At 71.4% G+C, this 15,972-nt stretch carries 11 protein-coding genes; 10 read left to right on the top strand and 1 reads right to left on the bottom strand.

Features of this window, described 5'->3' with window-relative positions; genetic code table 11:
* From pstA to IEZ19_RS11790, 10 genes are all read left to right on the top strand, one after another.
* Positions 1–1,227, top strand: a complete 1,227-nt coding sequence (pstA, locus tag IEZ19_RS11835; protein WP_189311095.1) for a phosphate ABC transporter permease PstA — start codon at positions 1–3, stop codon at positions 1,225–1,227.
* Positions 1,228–1,284: 57 nt separating this feature from the next.
* Positions 1,285–3,006 carry a phosphate ABC transporter substrate-binding protein PstS gene (gene pstS, locus IEZ19_RS52580; protein WP_189311094.1) on the top strand — a complete coding sequence of 574 codons (1,722 nt, stop codon included), beginning with the start codon at positions 1,285–1,287 and terminating at the stop codon, positions 3,004–3,006.
* Positions 3,003–5,591, top strand: coding sequence for a type 2 periplasmic-binding domain-containing protein (locus IEZ19_RS11825; protein WP_189311093.1), 2,589 nt, complete (start codon positions 3,003–3,005; stop codon positions 5,589–5,591). The genes pstS and IEZ19_RS11825 overlap by 4 nt, the downstream gene beginning before the upstream one ends.
* Positions 5,592–5,690: 99 nt before the next feature.
* A complete protein-coding gene (locus IEZ19_RS11820) occupies positions 5,691–6,707 on the top strand; it encodes a substrate-binding domain-containing protein (protein WP_229840228.1) in 1,017 nt (338 codons plus the stop codon).
* 46 nt (positions 6,708–6,753) lie between these two features.
* Positions 6,754–8,328 carry an Ig-like domain-containing protein gene (locus IEZ19_RS11815; protein ID WP_229840226.1) on the top strand — a complete coding sequence of 525 codons (1,575 nt, stop codon included), beginning with the start codon at positions 6,754–6,756 and terminating at the stop codon, positions 8,326–8,328.
* A 164-nt stretch (positions 8,329–8,492) separates the two neighbouring features.
* Positions 8,493–10,316 (top strand): WxL protein peptidoglycan domain-containing protein, encoded by a 1,824-nt coding sequence (locus tag IEZ19_RS11810; RefSeq protein WP_189311092.1) that lies wholly within the window; start codon positions 8,493–8,495, stop codon positions 10,314–10,316.
* A gap of 46 nt (positions 10,317–10,362) precedes the next feature.
* Entirely contained in the window at positions 10,363–11,286 is a 924-nt protein-coding gene (locus tag IEZ19_RS11805) for a hypothetical protein (RefSeq protein ID WP_189311091.1), read from the top strand.
* A 15-nt stretch (positions 11,287–11,301) separates the two neighbouring features.
* On the top strand, positions 11,302–12,633 hold the full coding sequence (locus IEZ19_RS11800; RefSeq protein WP_189311090.1) for an Ig-like domain-containing protein: 1,332 nt from the start codon (positions 11,302–11,304) through the stop codon (positions 12,631–12,633).
* Positions 12,630–13,580 (top strand): sortase, encoded by a 951-nt coding sequence (locus tag IEZ19_RS11795; protein ID WP_189311089.1) that lies wholly within the window; start codon positions 12,630–12,632, stop codon positions 13,578–13,580. Before IEZ19_RS11800 ends, IEZ19_RS11795 begins: the two co-directional genes overlap by 4 nt.
* A 115-nt stretch (positions 13,581–13,695) precedes the next feature.
* A complete protein-coding gene (locus IEZ19_RS11790) occupies positions 13,696–14,475 on the top strand; it encodes a phosphate ABC transporter ATP-binding protein (RefSeq protein ID WP_229840252.1) in 780 nt (259 codons plus the stop codon).
* A gap of 232 nt (positions 14,476–14,707) precedes the next feature.
* On the opposite strand, the gene IEZ19_RS11785 is transcribed toward IEZ19_RS11790, so the two are convergent.
* Entirely contained in the window at positions 14,708–15,745 is a 1,038-nt protein-coding gene (locus IEZ19_RS11785; RefSeq protein ID WP_189311088.1) for a rod shape-determining protein, read from the bottom strand.
* Positions 15,746–15,972 lie beyond the last annotated feature (227 nt).

Below are 15,972 nucleotides of genomic sequence, written 5' to 3'. Positions count from 1 at the left end.
ATGACCACCGACCTCCTGAAGGAGCCGGCCGGACGGACCGTACGGCCCGCCCTCGAGGACCGGGACGACTCGCCCGAGGTCCGCCGCAACACCTCGTCCGTGCACACCTCCGACGTGCTGGCTCTGCTGGGCGCTGCCCTCGGTGGGCTCTCGCTGACCGCGCTGCTGTTCGTCTGGATCGCGCCGTTCGACTCGATCCTGGGCTTCGTCGTCGTGGCGTACCTGCTCTTCGTCGGCCTGTACGCCGTGCTGGTCTCCTTCGACGAGAACAGCGTGGCCGTACGGGACAAGGTCGCCGCCGTCCTGTGGCAGAGCCTCGGCGTGCTGCTGCTGGCCGCACTGGTGATGGTGGTGGTGTTCACGCTGTGGCGCGGCAAGTCCTCCCTGGTACACCTCAACTTCTTCACCCAGGACATGGCGACCACCGGACCGCTGCAGCCGCTCACCCGGGGCGGCATGGTGCACGCGATCGTCGGCACCCTGGAGCAGATCTCCATCTCCCTGGTCATCACCGTGCCGCTCGGGCTCTCGTGCGCGGTGTTCCTCAACGAAGTGCCCGGACGCTACGCGCGTTTCGTCCGGACGATCGTCGAGGCGATGACCGCGCTGCCGTCCATCGTGGCAGGCCTGTTCATCTACGCCACCGCGATCCTCCTCCTCGGCCTCGACAAGTCCGGCTTCGCCGCCGCGCTGGCGCTCAGCGTGATGATGCTGCCCATCGTCATCCGCGCCTCCGACGTGGTCATCCGGCTGGTGCCGAGCTCGCTGCGCGAGGCGTCGTACGCCCTCGGCGCGAGCAAGTGGCGCACGGTGTGGACGGTCATCCTGCCCACCACGCGCTCCGGCCTGACCACCGCCGTGATCCTGGGCACCGCCCGCGGCATCGGCGAGACCTCACCGGTGCTGCTCACCTCCGGGATCAACACCGGGCTGAACGCCGACCCGACGAACGGTCCGCAGCTCTCGCTGCCGCTGGCCACCTTCGATCTGGTGCGCTCCCCCCAACCTGCCTACATCGCCCGGGGATTCGGCTCCGCCGCGCTGCTGATGGCGCTCGTCCTGCTGCTGTTCGTGCTCGCCCGCGTGCTCGGCGGCCGCGGCCCGGGCGAGCTGACCCGCAACCAGCGGCACCGGCGCGTGCAGGCCTCGCGGCGCGACGTCGCGCGCATGAGCAGGCGCGCTCAGTTCAGGTCCGCCGCCCCTGTCGCCGCCCCAGGCCTCGAGTAGCCGCTCCGACCATCCCGCCCCGCCCCGCCCCACCACACCGACCAGGAGTCACCTGTCATGCCCGGATCGCCTCCGGCACCTCTCGCACGTCTGAGAGTCCTCACCGCTCTCTTCCTCTTGGCCGCCCTCCTGTTCGGCGCCGAACCCGCCACGGCCGCGACGTACGTGCCGATCTCGGGCGCAGGGTCCACGTGGAGCAAGAACGCGATCGACCAGTGGACTGCCAACGTCGGGCAGTACGGCATGAACGTGCACTTCGACGGAACGGGCTCGTCGGACGGCCGTAACCAGTTCCGCAACGGCACCGTGGACTACGCCGTCTCCGAGATCCCGTACGGCATCAAGGACTCGGGCGTCGTCGACTCGCCGCCGTCCCGCAAGTACGCCTACATGCCGATCGTGGCCGGCGGTACCTCGTTCATGTACAACCTCACCATCGGCAACAAGCGGGTGACCAACCTGCGCCTGTCGGGCGAGGTCCTCGCCAAGATGTTCACCGGGGAGATCAAGTACTGGAACGACCCCGCCATCAAGGCAGACAACCCCGCGCTCGCGAACGCGCTGCCCGCCCGCCGGGTCGTGCCCGTGGTGCGCTCCGACGGCTCCGGTACGACCGCCCAGTTCACCACCTGGATGAGCAAGCAGTACCCCTCGCTGTGGGACAACTACTGCCACCAGGCCGGACGCGACACCCCCTGCGGGGCGACCTCCAACTACCCGGTCGTGTCCGGCAGCGGCTTCGTCTCCCAGGCCGGCTCGAACGGCGTCTCCGGTTACGTCGCCGAGGCGGGCAACGTCGGCACCATCACCTACGTCGAGTACTCGTACGCCGTCGTCACGACCGGGTTCCCGGTCGCCAAGATCCTCAACAAGGCCGGGTACTACGTCGAACCGACCGCCAAGAACGTGGCGGTGTCCTTGCTGAAGGCGCGGATCAACGAGAACGCCTCCTCGCCGAGCTATCTGACGCAGATCCTCGACGACGTCTACAACGACTCCGATCCGCGCGCCTATCCGCTCTCCAGCTACAGCTACATGATCATCCCGACCAAGCTGGAGTCGAAGTTCAACGCCGAGAAGGGGAAGACCCTCGGCGCCTTCGCGTACTACTTCCTGTGCCAGGGCCAGCAGCACGTCGACAGCCTCGGCTACTCGCCGCTGCCCATCAACCTCGTCCAGGCCGGTCTGAACCAGGTGCGCAAGGTCCCCGGTGTCGACATCGAGAAGATCAACATCAAGTCCTGCAACAACCCGACCTTCTCCACCGACGGCACCAACACCCTGGCCAAGACGGCCCCTTACCCGTCCGCCTGTGACAAGAAGGGCGCGAGCCAGTGCTCGACCGCCACGGGCGGGTCCAAGACCGCGACCAACATCGGCGGTGGATCCGGCGGCGGTTCGGGCGGTGGCTCCGGTGGTAACTCGGGCGGTGCCTCCGGCGGGGGTGCCGGTAGCGGAGGGTCCGGTAGCGGCGGGTCCGGGGGCGGTGCCGGTTCCGGCGGCGCGGGGTCGGGCACGGCGGGCGCTTCCGGCGGCACCTCCGGCGGCGCGGGCACCGGCGGCACCACGATCGACCCGGACACCGGGCAGGCCATCGGGGCGAACGGAGACGGATCCGGCGGTACCGGCGGGGACGCCTTCGCCGTACCGGTCAACACCTCGCGGAGCATCAGCAGCGGCTCGCGGATCGCGCTGATGTCCGTGGCCGGCGTCCTGCTGCTCGCGCTCACGGTCGGACCTCCGCTGCTCACCCGCCGGCTGAAGCGGGGCAACTCGTGATCGCCGCACTGCGCCGCTTCCTCACCACGTCCGTCGCCGTCGCCGTCGTCCTGCTGTCGGTGATCGGCACCACCGTGCTCGTCTCGGCACCCGGCCCCGCCCAGGCCGCCACCGACGACTCGGCGGCGACCGTCTCCGGACAGGGCCCGTACGCCGACCTGAAGGTGACGGTCAGTCAGACCAAGAATCTGGTCGACCAGGTCGTCAAGATCTCCTGGAAGGGCGGCACCCCGACCGTCTCCGACACCACCTACGCCGCCGACTATCTGCAGATCATGCAGTGCTGGGGCGACGCCGGCTCCGGACCGGACCCCGACCAGTGCCAGTTCGGCGGCTCCTCCGCGCTGGGCGCGGGCGCCGGCAGCCAGGCCGCGGGGGCGTACACCAACACCCGGCAGCTCACCTACGGCGATCCCAAGGACCCTGACAGTCTCAAGGACCCGGCACAGCAACTGCCGCCCGCGTCCGACTCGGGCATCTCGTACGTCCCGTTCCGCTCAGTGTCCGATGTCGTGAGTTCGACGGGGAACTGGAACGACTTCTACGACGTGAGCACCACCAACGAGATCCCCTACGCCCGCACCGGCCCCGACGGTACCGGTGAGGTCTACTTCGAGGCCCAGACCGGCGTGGAGGCACCCGGCCTCGGCTGCGGCGAGGTGCCCAAGGGGGCATCCGGTGCGGCGGCCGGACGCAAGTGCTGGCTCGTCGTCGTACCGCGCGGCGAGAGCGAGGTCGACGGCACCTCGTACACCGCCCAGGCCAGCGGAATGCTCCAGTCCTCACCACTGAGCGCGAGCAACTGGCAGCACCGTCTCGTCGTACCACTGAGCTTCGAGCCGATAGGCAACTTCTGCCCGATCGGCGCCGACGAGCGAAGCACGCTCGGCAACGAGCTGGTCACCGAGGCCATCCAGCGCTGGGAACCCGCCCTGTGCCAGTCCGGGAAAAGGACCATCTACAGCTTCGCGTCGAGCACCGACCACACCGCCCGCATCAAGCTGCGCTCCGACGAGCCCGGCATGGTCTTCCTGGGCCGCCCCGCGACCGGTGAGGACCTGACGCCCGGCATGCGGCCTGTCTACGCGCCCGTCTCCCTGTCCGGCCTGACCATCGGCTTCTTCATCGAGAGCCAGTCCGGCTTCAGCGCGCCCGACGCCGTCAGGGCCCGCGACGGAGCCCGTCTGACGTCCCTCAACCTCACCCCGCGGCTGTTGGCCAAGCTGCTCACCGAGTCGTACCAGGACGGCAATTCGCGCTTCGCCAAGAGCACCGAGGGCAACCCGTTCAACCTGGGCCGCGACCCGGAGTTCCTCAAGTACAACCCGGACTACGCGGATCTCGACTTCGGCGGTGCCCTCGGCGACGTGCTCGTGCCCGAGGCGCTGTCCGACTCGACGTGGCAGCTGTGGAACTGGGTGAACAGCGATCCGGCCGCGCGCGAGTTCCTCAGCGGCACCCCCGACAACCAGGGCAGCTACGGCGATCGCGGTTTCACGGGCATGACGGTCAACCCGAACTACAAGGACATCGCCCTCCCGCGGGAGGAGTTCCCGAAGAGCGATCCGTTCTGCCAGCAGTTCGCGGACCATCCCGACAGTCCGCTGTGCATCCAGGACAAGCATCCCTACGCCAACGACCTGCACAACGCCGCCCGCTCCGCGGCACGCGGGGACACGCTGGCCCGCAGCACCTGGGACGCCACGACTACGCCCCCCGGTTACAAGAAGAACCCGCCGCAGGCCGCCGGCAAGCGGGCCATCCTCGCTCTCACCGATACCGCGACCGCGGCGCGCTACGGCCTGGTGACGGCCCGGCTGCAGAACGCGGCCGGCCGGTTCGTGGCCCCTTCCACGGCCGGGATGCTCGCCGCGCAGGCGGCGATGAAGCCGTCCGGGGTCGCGGGCGTGGACGAGCCCGACCCGACCACGAAGTCCGCCACCGCCTATCCGCTCACCTTGTTCACCTACGCGGCGACCGTCCCCGAGAACCTCACCCGCGCGGAGGGCCAGGAGTACGCGGCCCTGCTGCGGTACGCGGCGGGCAACGGACAGCGGCCCGGTGTCACCGCGGGCACGCTGCCCGAGGGCTATGCCCCGCTGCCCGCCTCGGCCCGTGCCGAGACCCGCGCGGCCGCCGACGCCATCGCGGCCCGCGCCGGCAAGCCGGGCCCGGGCGACGGGGACACGACGGGCGGTACCGGTACGGGGGCGGGTTCCGACACCACGGGCGGGAGCGCGGTGGGCGGGGCCGGCTCCGGGGACGGTGGCGCCGGAACGCCCGGCGATCCCGCCGGGACGGGTGCCGGGTCCGGCGGCACCGGCGCCAAGGGGGCTTCCACCCTCTCCACGTCCGCCAATCCGTCCGGCAGCCCTTCCACCGCGCCCGCGGCCGCCGACCAGGCGCTGCCGGACACACCCGACTGGGCGCTCGGCGCCGTGCGCTACGCCCTGCTGATCGCCCTGGTCACCGGCCTCGCCGCCGCGGTCTGCGGCCCCGTCCTGCCGACGGTGGTGCCGCGTCTCGTGGCCGGCGTCGCGGCCTGGCGCGCCAGGGACAAGACGTCCCGCGACCCCGGGAGGTGATGCCCGAACCCGACTGAACGACAGGTCCGCGCCAACGAACTGTCCGAAAAACCGCGCCGGGCACCACCCGGCGAAAGCCTAACCCGAGAGGTATCGCACGTGAACAAGAGAATGGCAGCCGTCGCCGTCGCCGCCGTCGGCCTCGCCGGACTGCTGACCGGCACCATCGCCGTCACGCAGGCCGCGGCCGACCCGTCGGGCACGCCGACCTACCGTCAGCTGTCCGGCGTCGGTTCCGACACGACGCAGGACGTGATGAACGGCATGGCCAACGCCGTCACCATCAACGGCACCAAGGTGATCGGCTCCTACGACGCCACCGGCTCGGCCAACATCACCACCAAGGACCCCGCCACCAAGCCGGGTTGCACCATGACCCGCCCGAACGGCTCGGGCGCCGGCCGCACCGCCCTGCAGAACTCGCTGCAGGCGAACGCGGGAGCCGGTGACGGCTGCCTGGACTTCGCCCGTTCCTCCAGCCTCAACCTGGCCGCCTCCAACCCGGGCCTGACCTACGTCCCGTTCGCGGTGGACGCCGTCACCTACGCCGTCACGCCCACCGGCACGACGCCGCGCAAGCTGACGCTGAACGACCTCAAGGCGATCTACCACTGCGACGCCAACTACGTGGGCACCGCCCCGAACTACAGCCTCAACGTGCTTCTGCCGCAGGCCGGTTCCGGTACCCGCAGCTTCTGGGAGTCCCAGATGGGCATCACGGACGCCGACGTGGTCGCCGGTATCTACCCCTGCATCAAGGACACCAAGAACGGCAAGCCGGTCCAGGAGCACGACGGCCGCGTTCTCGACGACAAGTCGATCGTCCCGTTCTCCATCGCCCAGTACAACTCGCAGGCCTCGCAGACCATCGCCGACCTGCGCGGACGGGCGATCCTCGGCACGATCGACGGACTCGCGCCGACGGTCCTCAACTCCAACTTCGGTGTGAAGCGCGACGTCTACAACGTCATCCCGACCAGCAAGATCGCCACGGCGCCGTACAGCCAGGTCTTCGTCGGCTCCGACTCCCTGATCTGCAAGCAGACGTCGGTGATCAACACCTACGGCTTCGCGGTCAACCCGAACTGCGGCAGCACCAGCCAGCAGACCCCCTGACGCCCTGAAGATCCTTTAGAGATCCTCGTAGAAGGAGAGCACGACAGTGCTGAAGAAAACTCTCTCGCGGGCCCTGGCGGGCGGTCTCGCGGGCCTGGTCGCCGTGCTGGCGGGCGGCCTGATCGTGGCGCCCTCGGCGTCGGCCGCCGAGATCGGCACGGCCGTGGTCGACCCGGCCACCGGCTTCGACGACTCGGGCATCAGCCTGACGACGTCGGGTGCCTGCCCGGACAGCGCGACCAACATCCTCGTGACGGTGGCCGGTTCGGGCTTCCCGGACGAGGGCCAGAACGTGGTCGGCAACTCGCCGATCACCACCTACCCCACGGCGCCGAACGGCGGCATGGTCGTGCCGCTGACGCAGACCATGCGCGACTACGCCAACACGGCGGGCTTCACCACACTGACCGGCAAGTACACCTTCACGGTGATCTGCCGTACGGCGTTCAACGCCACCAGCCTGGGTGACTACACGACGTCGATCTGGTTCACCTCGAACACCGAGTACCAGAACACCGACCCGGCCGTGAAGACCGACACCACCACCTCTCTCGCGGTGTCCCCGAACGCCCCGGTCACCGCGGGCACCCCGGTGACGCTGACCGCGTCCGTCGGCCCCGCGGGTGCCGAGGGCAAGGTCCAGTTCCGCGACAACGGCAACGCGCTGGGCAACCCGGTCACCGTCTCCGGCGGCCAGGCCGAGCTCACCACGAGCGCCCTGAAGGCGGGCGACCACTCGCTGACCGCCGTGTTCACCCCGGCGAGCACGGCCTACAACGGCTCGACGTCGAGCGCGGTCGCCTACACCGTCGAGGCCGCCCCGGCGACCCCGACCACCACCGCGCTGGCCGTCTCCCCGGCCGGTACCGCCGACAAGTTCAGCCCGGTCTCCATGACGGCCTCGGTGTCGCCGGCCTCCGCGGCCGGTTCCGTGAAGTTCCAGGACACCGTGGGCGGCACCACCACCACGCTGGGCACCGTGCCGGTCGCCGCCGGCCAGGCCTCCTTCAGCACCAGCAGCCTGGACGAGGGCGACCACTCCTTCACGGCCGTCTTCGTCCCGACTGACCCCGACGCGTACGCCGGTTCCGCCTCCGGTGCCGTCCCGTACGTGATCGGTGCGTTCGCGGGCGTCACCGCGTCCGAGGACATCACCACCACCGTCGAGTCGGGCGCCCTGGTCATCAGCGTGGACAACCCGCACGTCACGCTGCCGTCCCCGCAGCTCAACGCCGACGGTGACCTGCTCACCACCGCGGGCGCGATCAACCCGGTCACGCTCACCGACACCCGCGCGGGCAACCCCGGCTGGTCCGTCAGCGGTCAGGTGACCGACTTCTCGGACGGCGGTTCGCACCAGATCAACGGCCAGAACCTCGGCTGGACCCCGAAGGTGATCGACAAGGGCGCGGCCCAGACGGTCACCGCCGGTGGCGCGGTCGCCGCGGCCAACGGTGTGGCTCCCGCCGACTCGGGCTCGGCCGGCCTGAAGTCGTCCCGCTCGCTGGCGGGCGGCAGCGGTCTCGGCACCGCCCACCTCGGCGCCGACCTCGCGTTCAACGTGCCGACCTCGACCGTGGCCGGCACCTACACCGCGACGCTCACCCTGACGGCCATCTGACCCGGTCGGATGGCTGACGGGGCGGCTCCACTTCCCCCGAGGACCGCCCCGGGCCGGGACGGGTGCCCCACCCGTCCCGGCCACCGCCGCTCCCTCTGCGACTTCCACCCCCGTCCCCCGCTACCCCGTACCGGTCTCGCTCGCGCTCGAACGGACGACGCCTCATGATCACGACCTCAGCCCGCCGCATCGCCGCCGTCCTGGCCGCCTGCCTCCTCGCCGTCCTCCCGGCCACGCACGCGTCGGCCGCGGTACCCGGTGCCGGAGGAACGGGGCGTACCACGTTCGGCGTCCAGCCCTCGGCCGCGAAGAAGCCCGACGCGCGGCCCAACTTCTCCTACGGCGCCACCCCGGGCGCCCGCGTCACGGACCACATCGCCGTCTTCAACTACGGCAAGAAGCCCCTCACGTTGAGGGTGTACGCCCAGGACGCGTTCACCACCGCCGACGGCGGCTTCGACCTGTTCGCGGCCAAGCACCGGCCCGCGGACGTCGGCTCCTGGATCAAGGTCGACAAGAGCCGTGTGAAGGTCCCGGCCCGCTCCCGCGTCATCGTGCCCTTCACCCTGCACATCCCGCCGAAGGCGACTCCCGGCGACCACGTCGGCGGCATCGTCGCCTCGCTCGCGGCCACGACCACCGACAAGAAGGGCGACCGGGTCGCCGTCGACCAGCGCGTCGGCGCGCGTGTCTACCTCCGCGTGGCCGGTGAACTCACCACCCGGCTCACCGTCGAGGACCTGCGCACCGTCTACCACGGCACCGCCAACCCCTTCGGCGCCGGCTCCGCGACCGTGACGTACACCCTGCGCAACACCGGAAACGTACGGCTCGCCGCCCACCAGACGGTCCGCGTCCGCGACGGCCTGGGCGGCACCGCGAAGACGGCGCCCCTCCATGAGCTCCCCGAGTTGCTGCCGGGTGACGCGATCCACGTGAGCACGTCGGCCACCGGCGTCCGCCCCTGGTTCCGCGACACGACCACGGTCACCGTGGACCCCGAACCGGTGCGCGGTGACATCAAGCACCGCATCCTGCCCCGCGTCACCCGCACCGAGGCCTTCACCGCCGTACCGTGGGCGCTGCTCGCCCTGCTGCTCGTGCTCGCCGCGATCGTCACCTTCGAGGTGATCCGACGCCGGCGGCGCCGTGACTCGGCGGCCCCGTCGGTCCGTTCGGCGCGTACGACGTCCGGCGCCCGGCAGGCGGTCGGCCTCGCGGCGGTGCTGCTGGTCACCGGCGCGCTCCTTGCGGGCACGCCCACCGACGCGCGGGCGGCCACCGGCGGCGGGCTCGCCGTCACCCCCGCGAAGGGCACCGACACCGAGCCCATCAGCCTCACCGCCGAGGCGCCCTGCCCGAGGAAGACCGCCAACGTCATCGCACGGGTCAAGGGGGCCGGCTTCCCGCGCGACGGACAGATCGTCGTCGGCAACGCGCCGCTCACCACCTACCACTCGGTGCCGGGCGGCGGCCTCGAGATCCCGCTCATCTACACGATGAAGGACTACGCGAGCATCGCCGGTTTCACCGACCTGCGCGGCAAGTACACCTTCACCGTCAGCTGCCTCAAGGGTGCCTTCGACCTGACGAGCCTGAAGGACTTCACCGGCTCGCTGGACTTCGAGCGGAAGAACGCGTACCGGGACGGCACGAAGGTCGCCCTGTCGAAGGCGGCGGCGGGCGGTGAGTCCACCCCGGCCACCGGCGGTACGGCCACTCCCGCACCCGGCGAGCAGGGGCAGCAGCAGGAACAGCCGGGCGGACTGCCCGTGCCGGGGGAGACGCCCGACGGCTCCGCCCCGGTGGCCGGCGCCACCCCCCTCGACGCGGCGCGCGCGAGTGCCGCCGAGACCTCCACCGACTCCTCGCTCACCGCCTGGGCGGTGGGCGGCTTCAGCGTCTGTCTGCTGGCGCTCGTGGCCGGCGGCACCCTGTGGGCGCGCGGCCGCCGAGCCGGGGCCGAACGGCCCGACACCGGCGAGTGAACCCCCTCGCCACCCCGTCCTGAACCACCGTCAAGGGAGAAACACCGTGTCCTTCACACCTCACCGACCCCGGATGTCCAGGGCGGCCACCGTCCGTGCCGGCGCGCTGATCGCGGCCTGCGGCGCGGCGGGGCTGCTCGTCTCCGCGGTGACCGTCGCCCAGGCGTCGGCCGCCGAGTCCGCCGGCACGCTGGAGGTGGCCCCGACGACCGGCAAGAACGACGACGGGATGAGCCTGACCACCTCGGGTCCCTGCCCGGACACCGCGACCAACATCATCGTCTCGGTGAAGGGCAAGGGTTTCCCGGCCGAGGGCCAGAACGTGGTGGGCAACTCGCCGGTCGGCACGTACCCGACCGCGGAGAACGGCGGCCTGCGCGTCCCCCTGTCGGAGACGATGCAGGACTACGCGGCCACGGCGGGCTTCACCAAGCTCGAGGGCCGCTACGACTTCACGGTCACCTGCCGTACGGCGTTCAACCCCACCAGCCTCGCCGACTTCACGGCGCCGATCTGGTTCACCTCCGACACCGACTACACGGCCACGGACCCGGGCGTTCCGAGCACCTCGCCGACCGCTTCGGACACCACGACCGCGACCCCGTCGAACACGGTCGAGCCGTCGGACACCTCTCTGCCCTCGGACACCGCGACCCCGAGCGACAGCACCGAGCCCACCGACACCGGTGAGCCGACGGACAGCGTCTCTCCCTCGGACACCTCGGCCGCCGACGGCGGTGCCACGGGCGGCGACTCCGGCGACTCCGGCGGCTCCCTGGACGTGTCGACCGATGTCAACGGCGGTGCGTCCGGCGGCGGTTCCGGCAGCGGCTCGCTCGCGGCCACGGGTGTCGACGCGGGCGCGCTCGGCGCCGTGTCGGCCGCGCTGGTCCTCGCGGGTGTCCTCGTCGTCCGCCGGGCCCGTGCACGCGAGGACTTCGACGCCACCACCGACACGACCAACGTCTGAGCCGGAAGAGAGATCATGCGCTTCACGACGCGTTTCACGACCGAGCGCTTCAAGGCCGTACGCAGGCCGCTGGCCGCCGCGCTCGTGTCCCTGCTCGCCGCCGGCTCGCTCGCGCTCGGCACCGGCGGTGCCAGTGCCGACGTGCTCGGCGGGATGGCGGTGGACCCGGCCACCGGCGCCGACACCAGCGGCATCCTGCTGACTACGGCCGGCCAGTGCCCGCAGCCGGCGACCAACCTCATCGTCACGGTGCGCGGCGCCGGTTTCCCCGCCGAGGGCCAGATCGTGGTGGGCAACTCGCCCATCGACATCTACCCCGCCACCCAGAACGGCGGCTTCGCGGTCCCGCTGACGGAGACCATGCGCGACTACGCCAGCGAGGCGGGCTTCACCACCCTCCAGGGCCGGTACGACTTCACGCTCACGTGCCGTATGCCGTTCGGCTCCACGACCTACGGCGACTTCACGGCGCCGATCTGGTTCACGTCCGACACGACGTACCAGTCCACCGAGCCCGTCACCGTCACGCCCACTACCACCAAGCTCACCGCGAGCCCGGCGAGCCCGGTCGTGCAGGGCACGGCGGTCAAGCTGACGGCGGCCGTCTCCCCGGCGACCGCGACCGGCACCGTGCGCTTCCTCGACGGCACCACCCAGCTCGGCAGCCCGGTCACCGTCTCCGGCGGCACGGCCACCCTGAGCACCAGTTCCCTGGCCGTCGGCACGCACAGCCTGAAGGCCTCGTTCACCCCGGCCGACCCGGCGGTGTACGGACCCTCGGTGTCCGCGGCGCTGTCGTACACGGTGAAGATCAAGCCCCCGGCGGTCGTCTCGGCCGCGAAGGTCACCGGCACCGTGCGCGCCGGCTCCACCGTGACCTGCTCGGTGTCCTTCAGCGGCGCGACCTCCGTGTCGTACGCCTGGCTCAAGGACGGCAAGGTGATCAGCGGCCAGACCGCGAAGACCCGCACGCTCGGCGGCGCCGAGTACAAGCACAAGATCGCCTGCCGCGCGACCGGCAAGAACACCACGGGCAGCACGGTCTCGACGAGCCCGGCCGTGACCGTGGGGCTCGGCCCGGCCCTGAAGGTCGGGACGAAGCCCTCGATCTCCGGCACCCACAAGGTCGGCTACAAGCAGACCGCGAAGCCGGGAAGCTGGAAGCCGGCGGCCACCTCGTACAGCTACGTCTGGAAGCGCGACGGCAAGACCATCAGCGGCGCCACCAAGTCGACGTACACGCCCACCCGTTCGGACCGCGGCCACAAGCTGACCGTGACCGTCACGGCGAAGCGCGGCGGATACGCCAATGGCAGCGCCACCTCCGTATCGGTGAAGATCGCATGACGGCACCGGTCACCTCCCCCGCCGGGCCCGTGGCGGCCGACCTAGTGTCGGCTCCCGGGCCCGGCGGGGCGCGCCCCAGCCGCCCGGCACGCCCGCCCGCGGGGCCCGGACTGCGCATCGCCGGCGCGGCGTTGACCATCCTGGCAGCGCTGCTGCTCGGCTTCGTCGCGGACGCCGGTCTCGTCAGCAACCTGCGGCACGCCCGTGACCGGCAGGTCGACTACGCGACCTTCCGTTCCGACCTCGCCAACGGCCTCGCCCCCATCGGGCAGTCCGCAGGCGGCAGCCGGGCGCCGAAACCGGGGGAGCCCGTCGCCCTCCTCGAGATTCCCGCACTGGGACTGCGCGAGGTTGTCCACGAGGGCACCACGGCCGACGCCCTGTCCCACGGCCCCGGCCACCGCCGGGACACCCCCCTGCCCGGACAGCTCGGGGTCAGCGTCATCATGGCCCGCCAGGCGACGTACGGCGGGCCCTTCCGGCGGCTGGGCGAGCTGAGCACGGGTGACAAGTTCACCGTGACGACGGGTCAGGGCAAGCACACGTACCAGGTGATCGGGCCGCGCCGGCCCGGTGACCCGCAGCCGCCCGCGCCCGCCGAGGGCCACGGCCGGCTCACCCTCATCACGGCCGACGGCACCCCGTTCATGCCCCGGGGCATCCTGCGCGTGGACGCGGACCTGGTCTCGGACGTCCAGGCCACTCCGGCGCCTGCCCTCGCGGCAGGCGCGCTGCCGGAGGAGGAGAAGCCGATGGCCACCGGGACCTCGGCCTGGCTGTCGCTCGTGCTGTGGGGCCAGGGCCTCGTCCTGGCCGCCGCCGCCCTCACCTGGGCCCGCACCCGCTGGGGCCGGCCGCAGACCTGGGTCGTGGGCGTCCCGCTCCTGGGCGCGCTGGGCCTGGCCACCGCGGACCAGGCGCTGATGCTCCTGCCGAACCTGCTGTGACCGCCCGCCCCGCCGCCGAAGTTGCTCCACCGTCGACGAAGGACAAGCCGTGACCGACCAGACGACCCAGACCGAGACCACACTGCCCCTGCCCCTGGCCGCGGCCGTGCCCGGGGTGAGCGGCGCGACGCTCGAAGCGCGCCGCATCTCGGCATGGTTCGGTGACCACAAAGTCCTCGACCGGGTGTCGCTGACCATGCCCGCCGGCCTGGTCACGGCCCTCATCGGCCCCTCCGGCTGCGGCAAGTCGACGTTCCTGCGGATCCTCAACCGCATGCACGAACTCGTCGCCTCCGCGTCGCTGGCCGGCGAGGTCCTCGTGGACGGCCAGGACATCTACGCCGCCGGGCAGCGGCTGACCGAGGCCCGGCGGAAGATCGGCATGGTCTTCCAGAAGCCGAACCCGTTCCCCGCGATGTCCATCTACGACAACGTGACATCGGGCCTGAAGCTCACCGGGATCCGGATGAGAGGCGACGCCAAGGACGACCTGGTGGAGGAGTGCCTGGCGAAGGCGGGCCTGTGGAAGGAGGTGCGGGACCGGCTGCGCCAGCCCGGCGGCGCGCTCTCCGGCGGCCAGCAGCAGCGCCTGTGCATCGCCCGCTCCCTCGCGGTACGGCCCCAGGTCCTGCTGATGGACGAGCCCTGCTCCGCGCTGGACCCCACGTCCACGCGGCGGATCGAGGAGACGATCCGCGAACTGGCCCACGAGGTCACGATCGTGATCGTCACCCACAACATGCAGCAGGCGGCGCGGGTCTCCGACCAGTGCGCGTTCTTCCTCGCGGAGCAGAACACGCCCGGCGCGATCGTCGAACACGGCCCCACGGCCATGATGTTCGCGAGCCCCTCGGACCCGCGCACCTCGGACTACGTGGAGGGCCGCTTCGGCTAGCCACCCCGCCGACAGGTCACGTTCCAGAGGCATGACCCACGCCCCGGTGGGAACGATCTGCCGTACCCGGTCGTGACCGTGAGGCAGTTCGAGGCATGAGGAGGGCGTCATGGAGCGTCGGATCCGTGTGCGAGTCAGCCGTCGGCCCGCCGCTCCCCGCGGCCAGGAGATCGACCGCAGGACACCCTCCGGGCGGATCCTGCCGTACTGACCGGAGGCCGCCGACGGCGGGTCAGGCGGCCAGCGGGTCCAGGACCAGCGGCTCGATCTGTCCCTCCAGCATGGCCCCGATGCCCTGGACGGCGCACAGCTCCGGCCGTTCCGCGATGTTCACCGGCATGCCCGTCGCCTGACGCAGCATCTGATCGAGGCCGGGCAGCAGCGCGGAGCCGCCGACCATTATGATCCCGCGGTCGGCGAGGTCGGCCACCAGGTCGGGCGGGCAGCCCCGCAGCACCTTGCCGATGCCGTCGAGAACGCCCGTCAGCGGGGTCTGGATCGCGTCGCGCACGGCGGCCGTGTCCACCCGTACGGACCGGGCGAGGCCGGTGGCCACGTCCCTGCCGTGGATCTCGGTGGACGTCGGCCCGTGTGCGGTGAGGCCGTTGCCGGACAGGGCGAGCTGGAGCGGCCGTACGGACTGGCTGGGCAGCATCAGCTCGTGCTCGAGCCGCAGGTGCTGCACGATCGCGTTGTCGACGGCCTCACCGCCCACCGGAATCCGCTCGGCCGTGACGATCGACCCGAGGGACAGCACGGCGACCTGCGTGTGGGCCGCACCGCACACGACGATCATCATGCCCTCGGGCTGCTCGACGGGGAGCCCGCAGCCGACGGCGGCGGCGATCAGTGTGTCCACCAGCTCGACCCGGCGCGCACCGAGCCCCACCAGGGTCTCGATGGTCGCCCGCTGGGCCAGCGGTCCCGCGTCGTGCGGCGTGCAGGCCGCGCCCCGCAGCCGGGGCTTGCGGCGCAGCGCGCGGCGCATCTTGTCGCCGAGCAGATGACGCAGCATGCGCTGGGCCATCTGGATGTCGACGACGGTGCCGCCCGAAATGGGCCGTACGACCCGGATATAACTGGGCGTCCGTCCCGTCATCCGCTCCGCGAACTCGCCCACGGCGATGAGCGCGCCGGTGCGGGTGTTCACGGCAGCGGCGGACGGCTGGTCGACGACCAGCCCGGCGCCCTTCACATACACCCGGGTACGGGCCGCCCCCAGATCGACGGCGAAGTGGCAGCGGCGCAACTGCTCCAGCCTGACGGTCATCGCGGTTCCTCCCGGGTGAACGAAGCGGCTCCGCCGGTGTGGCGTGCCTTGTTCGCCATCCTGTGTGGTAGGCGGGGGGGCGCGCCGCTTGGAGGGGGCCGGGCGGGGTGCGGCTGAACGGGGGGTTCGGGGCGCTCTTGGCGGGAACCTGCCAGGACGGTTTTCCGCCACCACCGCTCAACCCCCCGGCAACACAAGCCCCATGACACTTCTCGCAGCGCTCACCG

It is taken from the genome of Streptomyces brasiliensis (genome assembly GCF_014647875.1).
Taxonomy (GTDB): domain Bacteria; phylum Actinomycetota; class Actinomycetes; order Streptomycetales; family Streptomycetaceae; genus Streptomyces; species Streptomyces brasiliensis.
This window is presented reverse-complemented; position numbering and strand designations above follow the sequence as displayed.

Excerpts from the sequence above, each read along its gene's own strand:
- pstA (WP_189311095.1), top strand. The coding sequence starts at position 1 with ATGACCACCGACCTCCTGAAGGAGCCGGCCGGACGGACCGTACGGCCC.
- pstS (WP_189311094.1), top strand. The coding sequence starts at position 1,285 with ATGCCCGGATCGCCTCCGGCACCTCTCGCACGTCTGAGAGTCCTCACC.
- IEZ19_RS11810 (WP_189311092.1), top strand. The coding sequence starts at position 8,493 with ATGATCACGACCTCAGCCCGCCGCATCGCCGCCGTCCTGGCCGCCTGC.
- IEZ19_RS11800 (WP_189311090.1), top strand. The coding sequence starts at position 11,302 with ATGCGCTTCACGACGCGTTTCACGACCGAGCGCTTCAAGGCCGTACGC.
- IEZ19_RS11795 (WP_189311089.1), top strand. The coding sequence starts at position 12,630 with ATGACGGCACCGGTCACCTCCCCCGCCGGGCCCGTGGCGGCCGACCTA.
- IEZ19_RS11785 (WP_189311088.1), bottom strand. The coding sequence starts at position 15,745 with ATGACCGTCAGGCTGGAGCAGTTGCGCCGCTGCCACTTCGCCGTCGAT.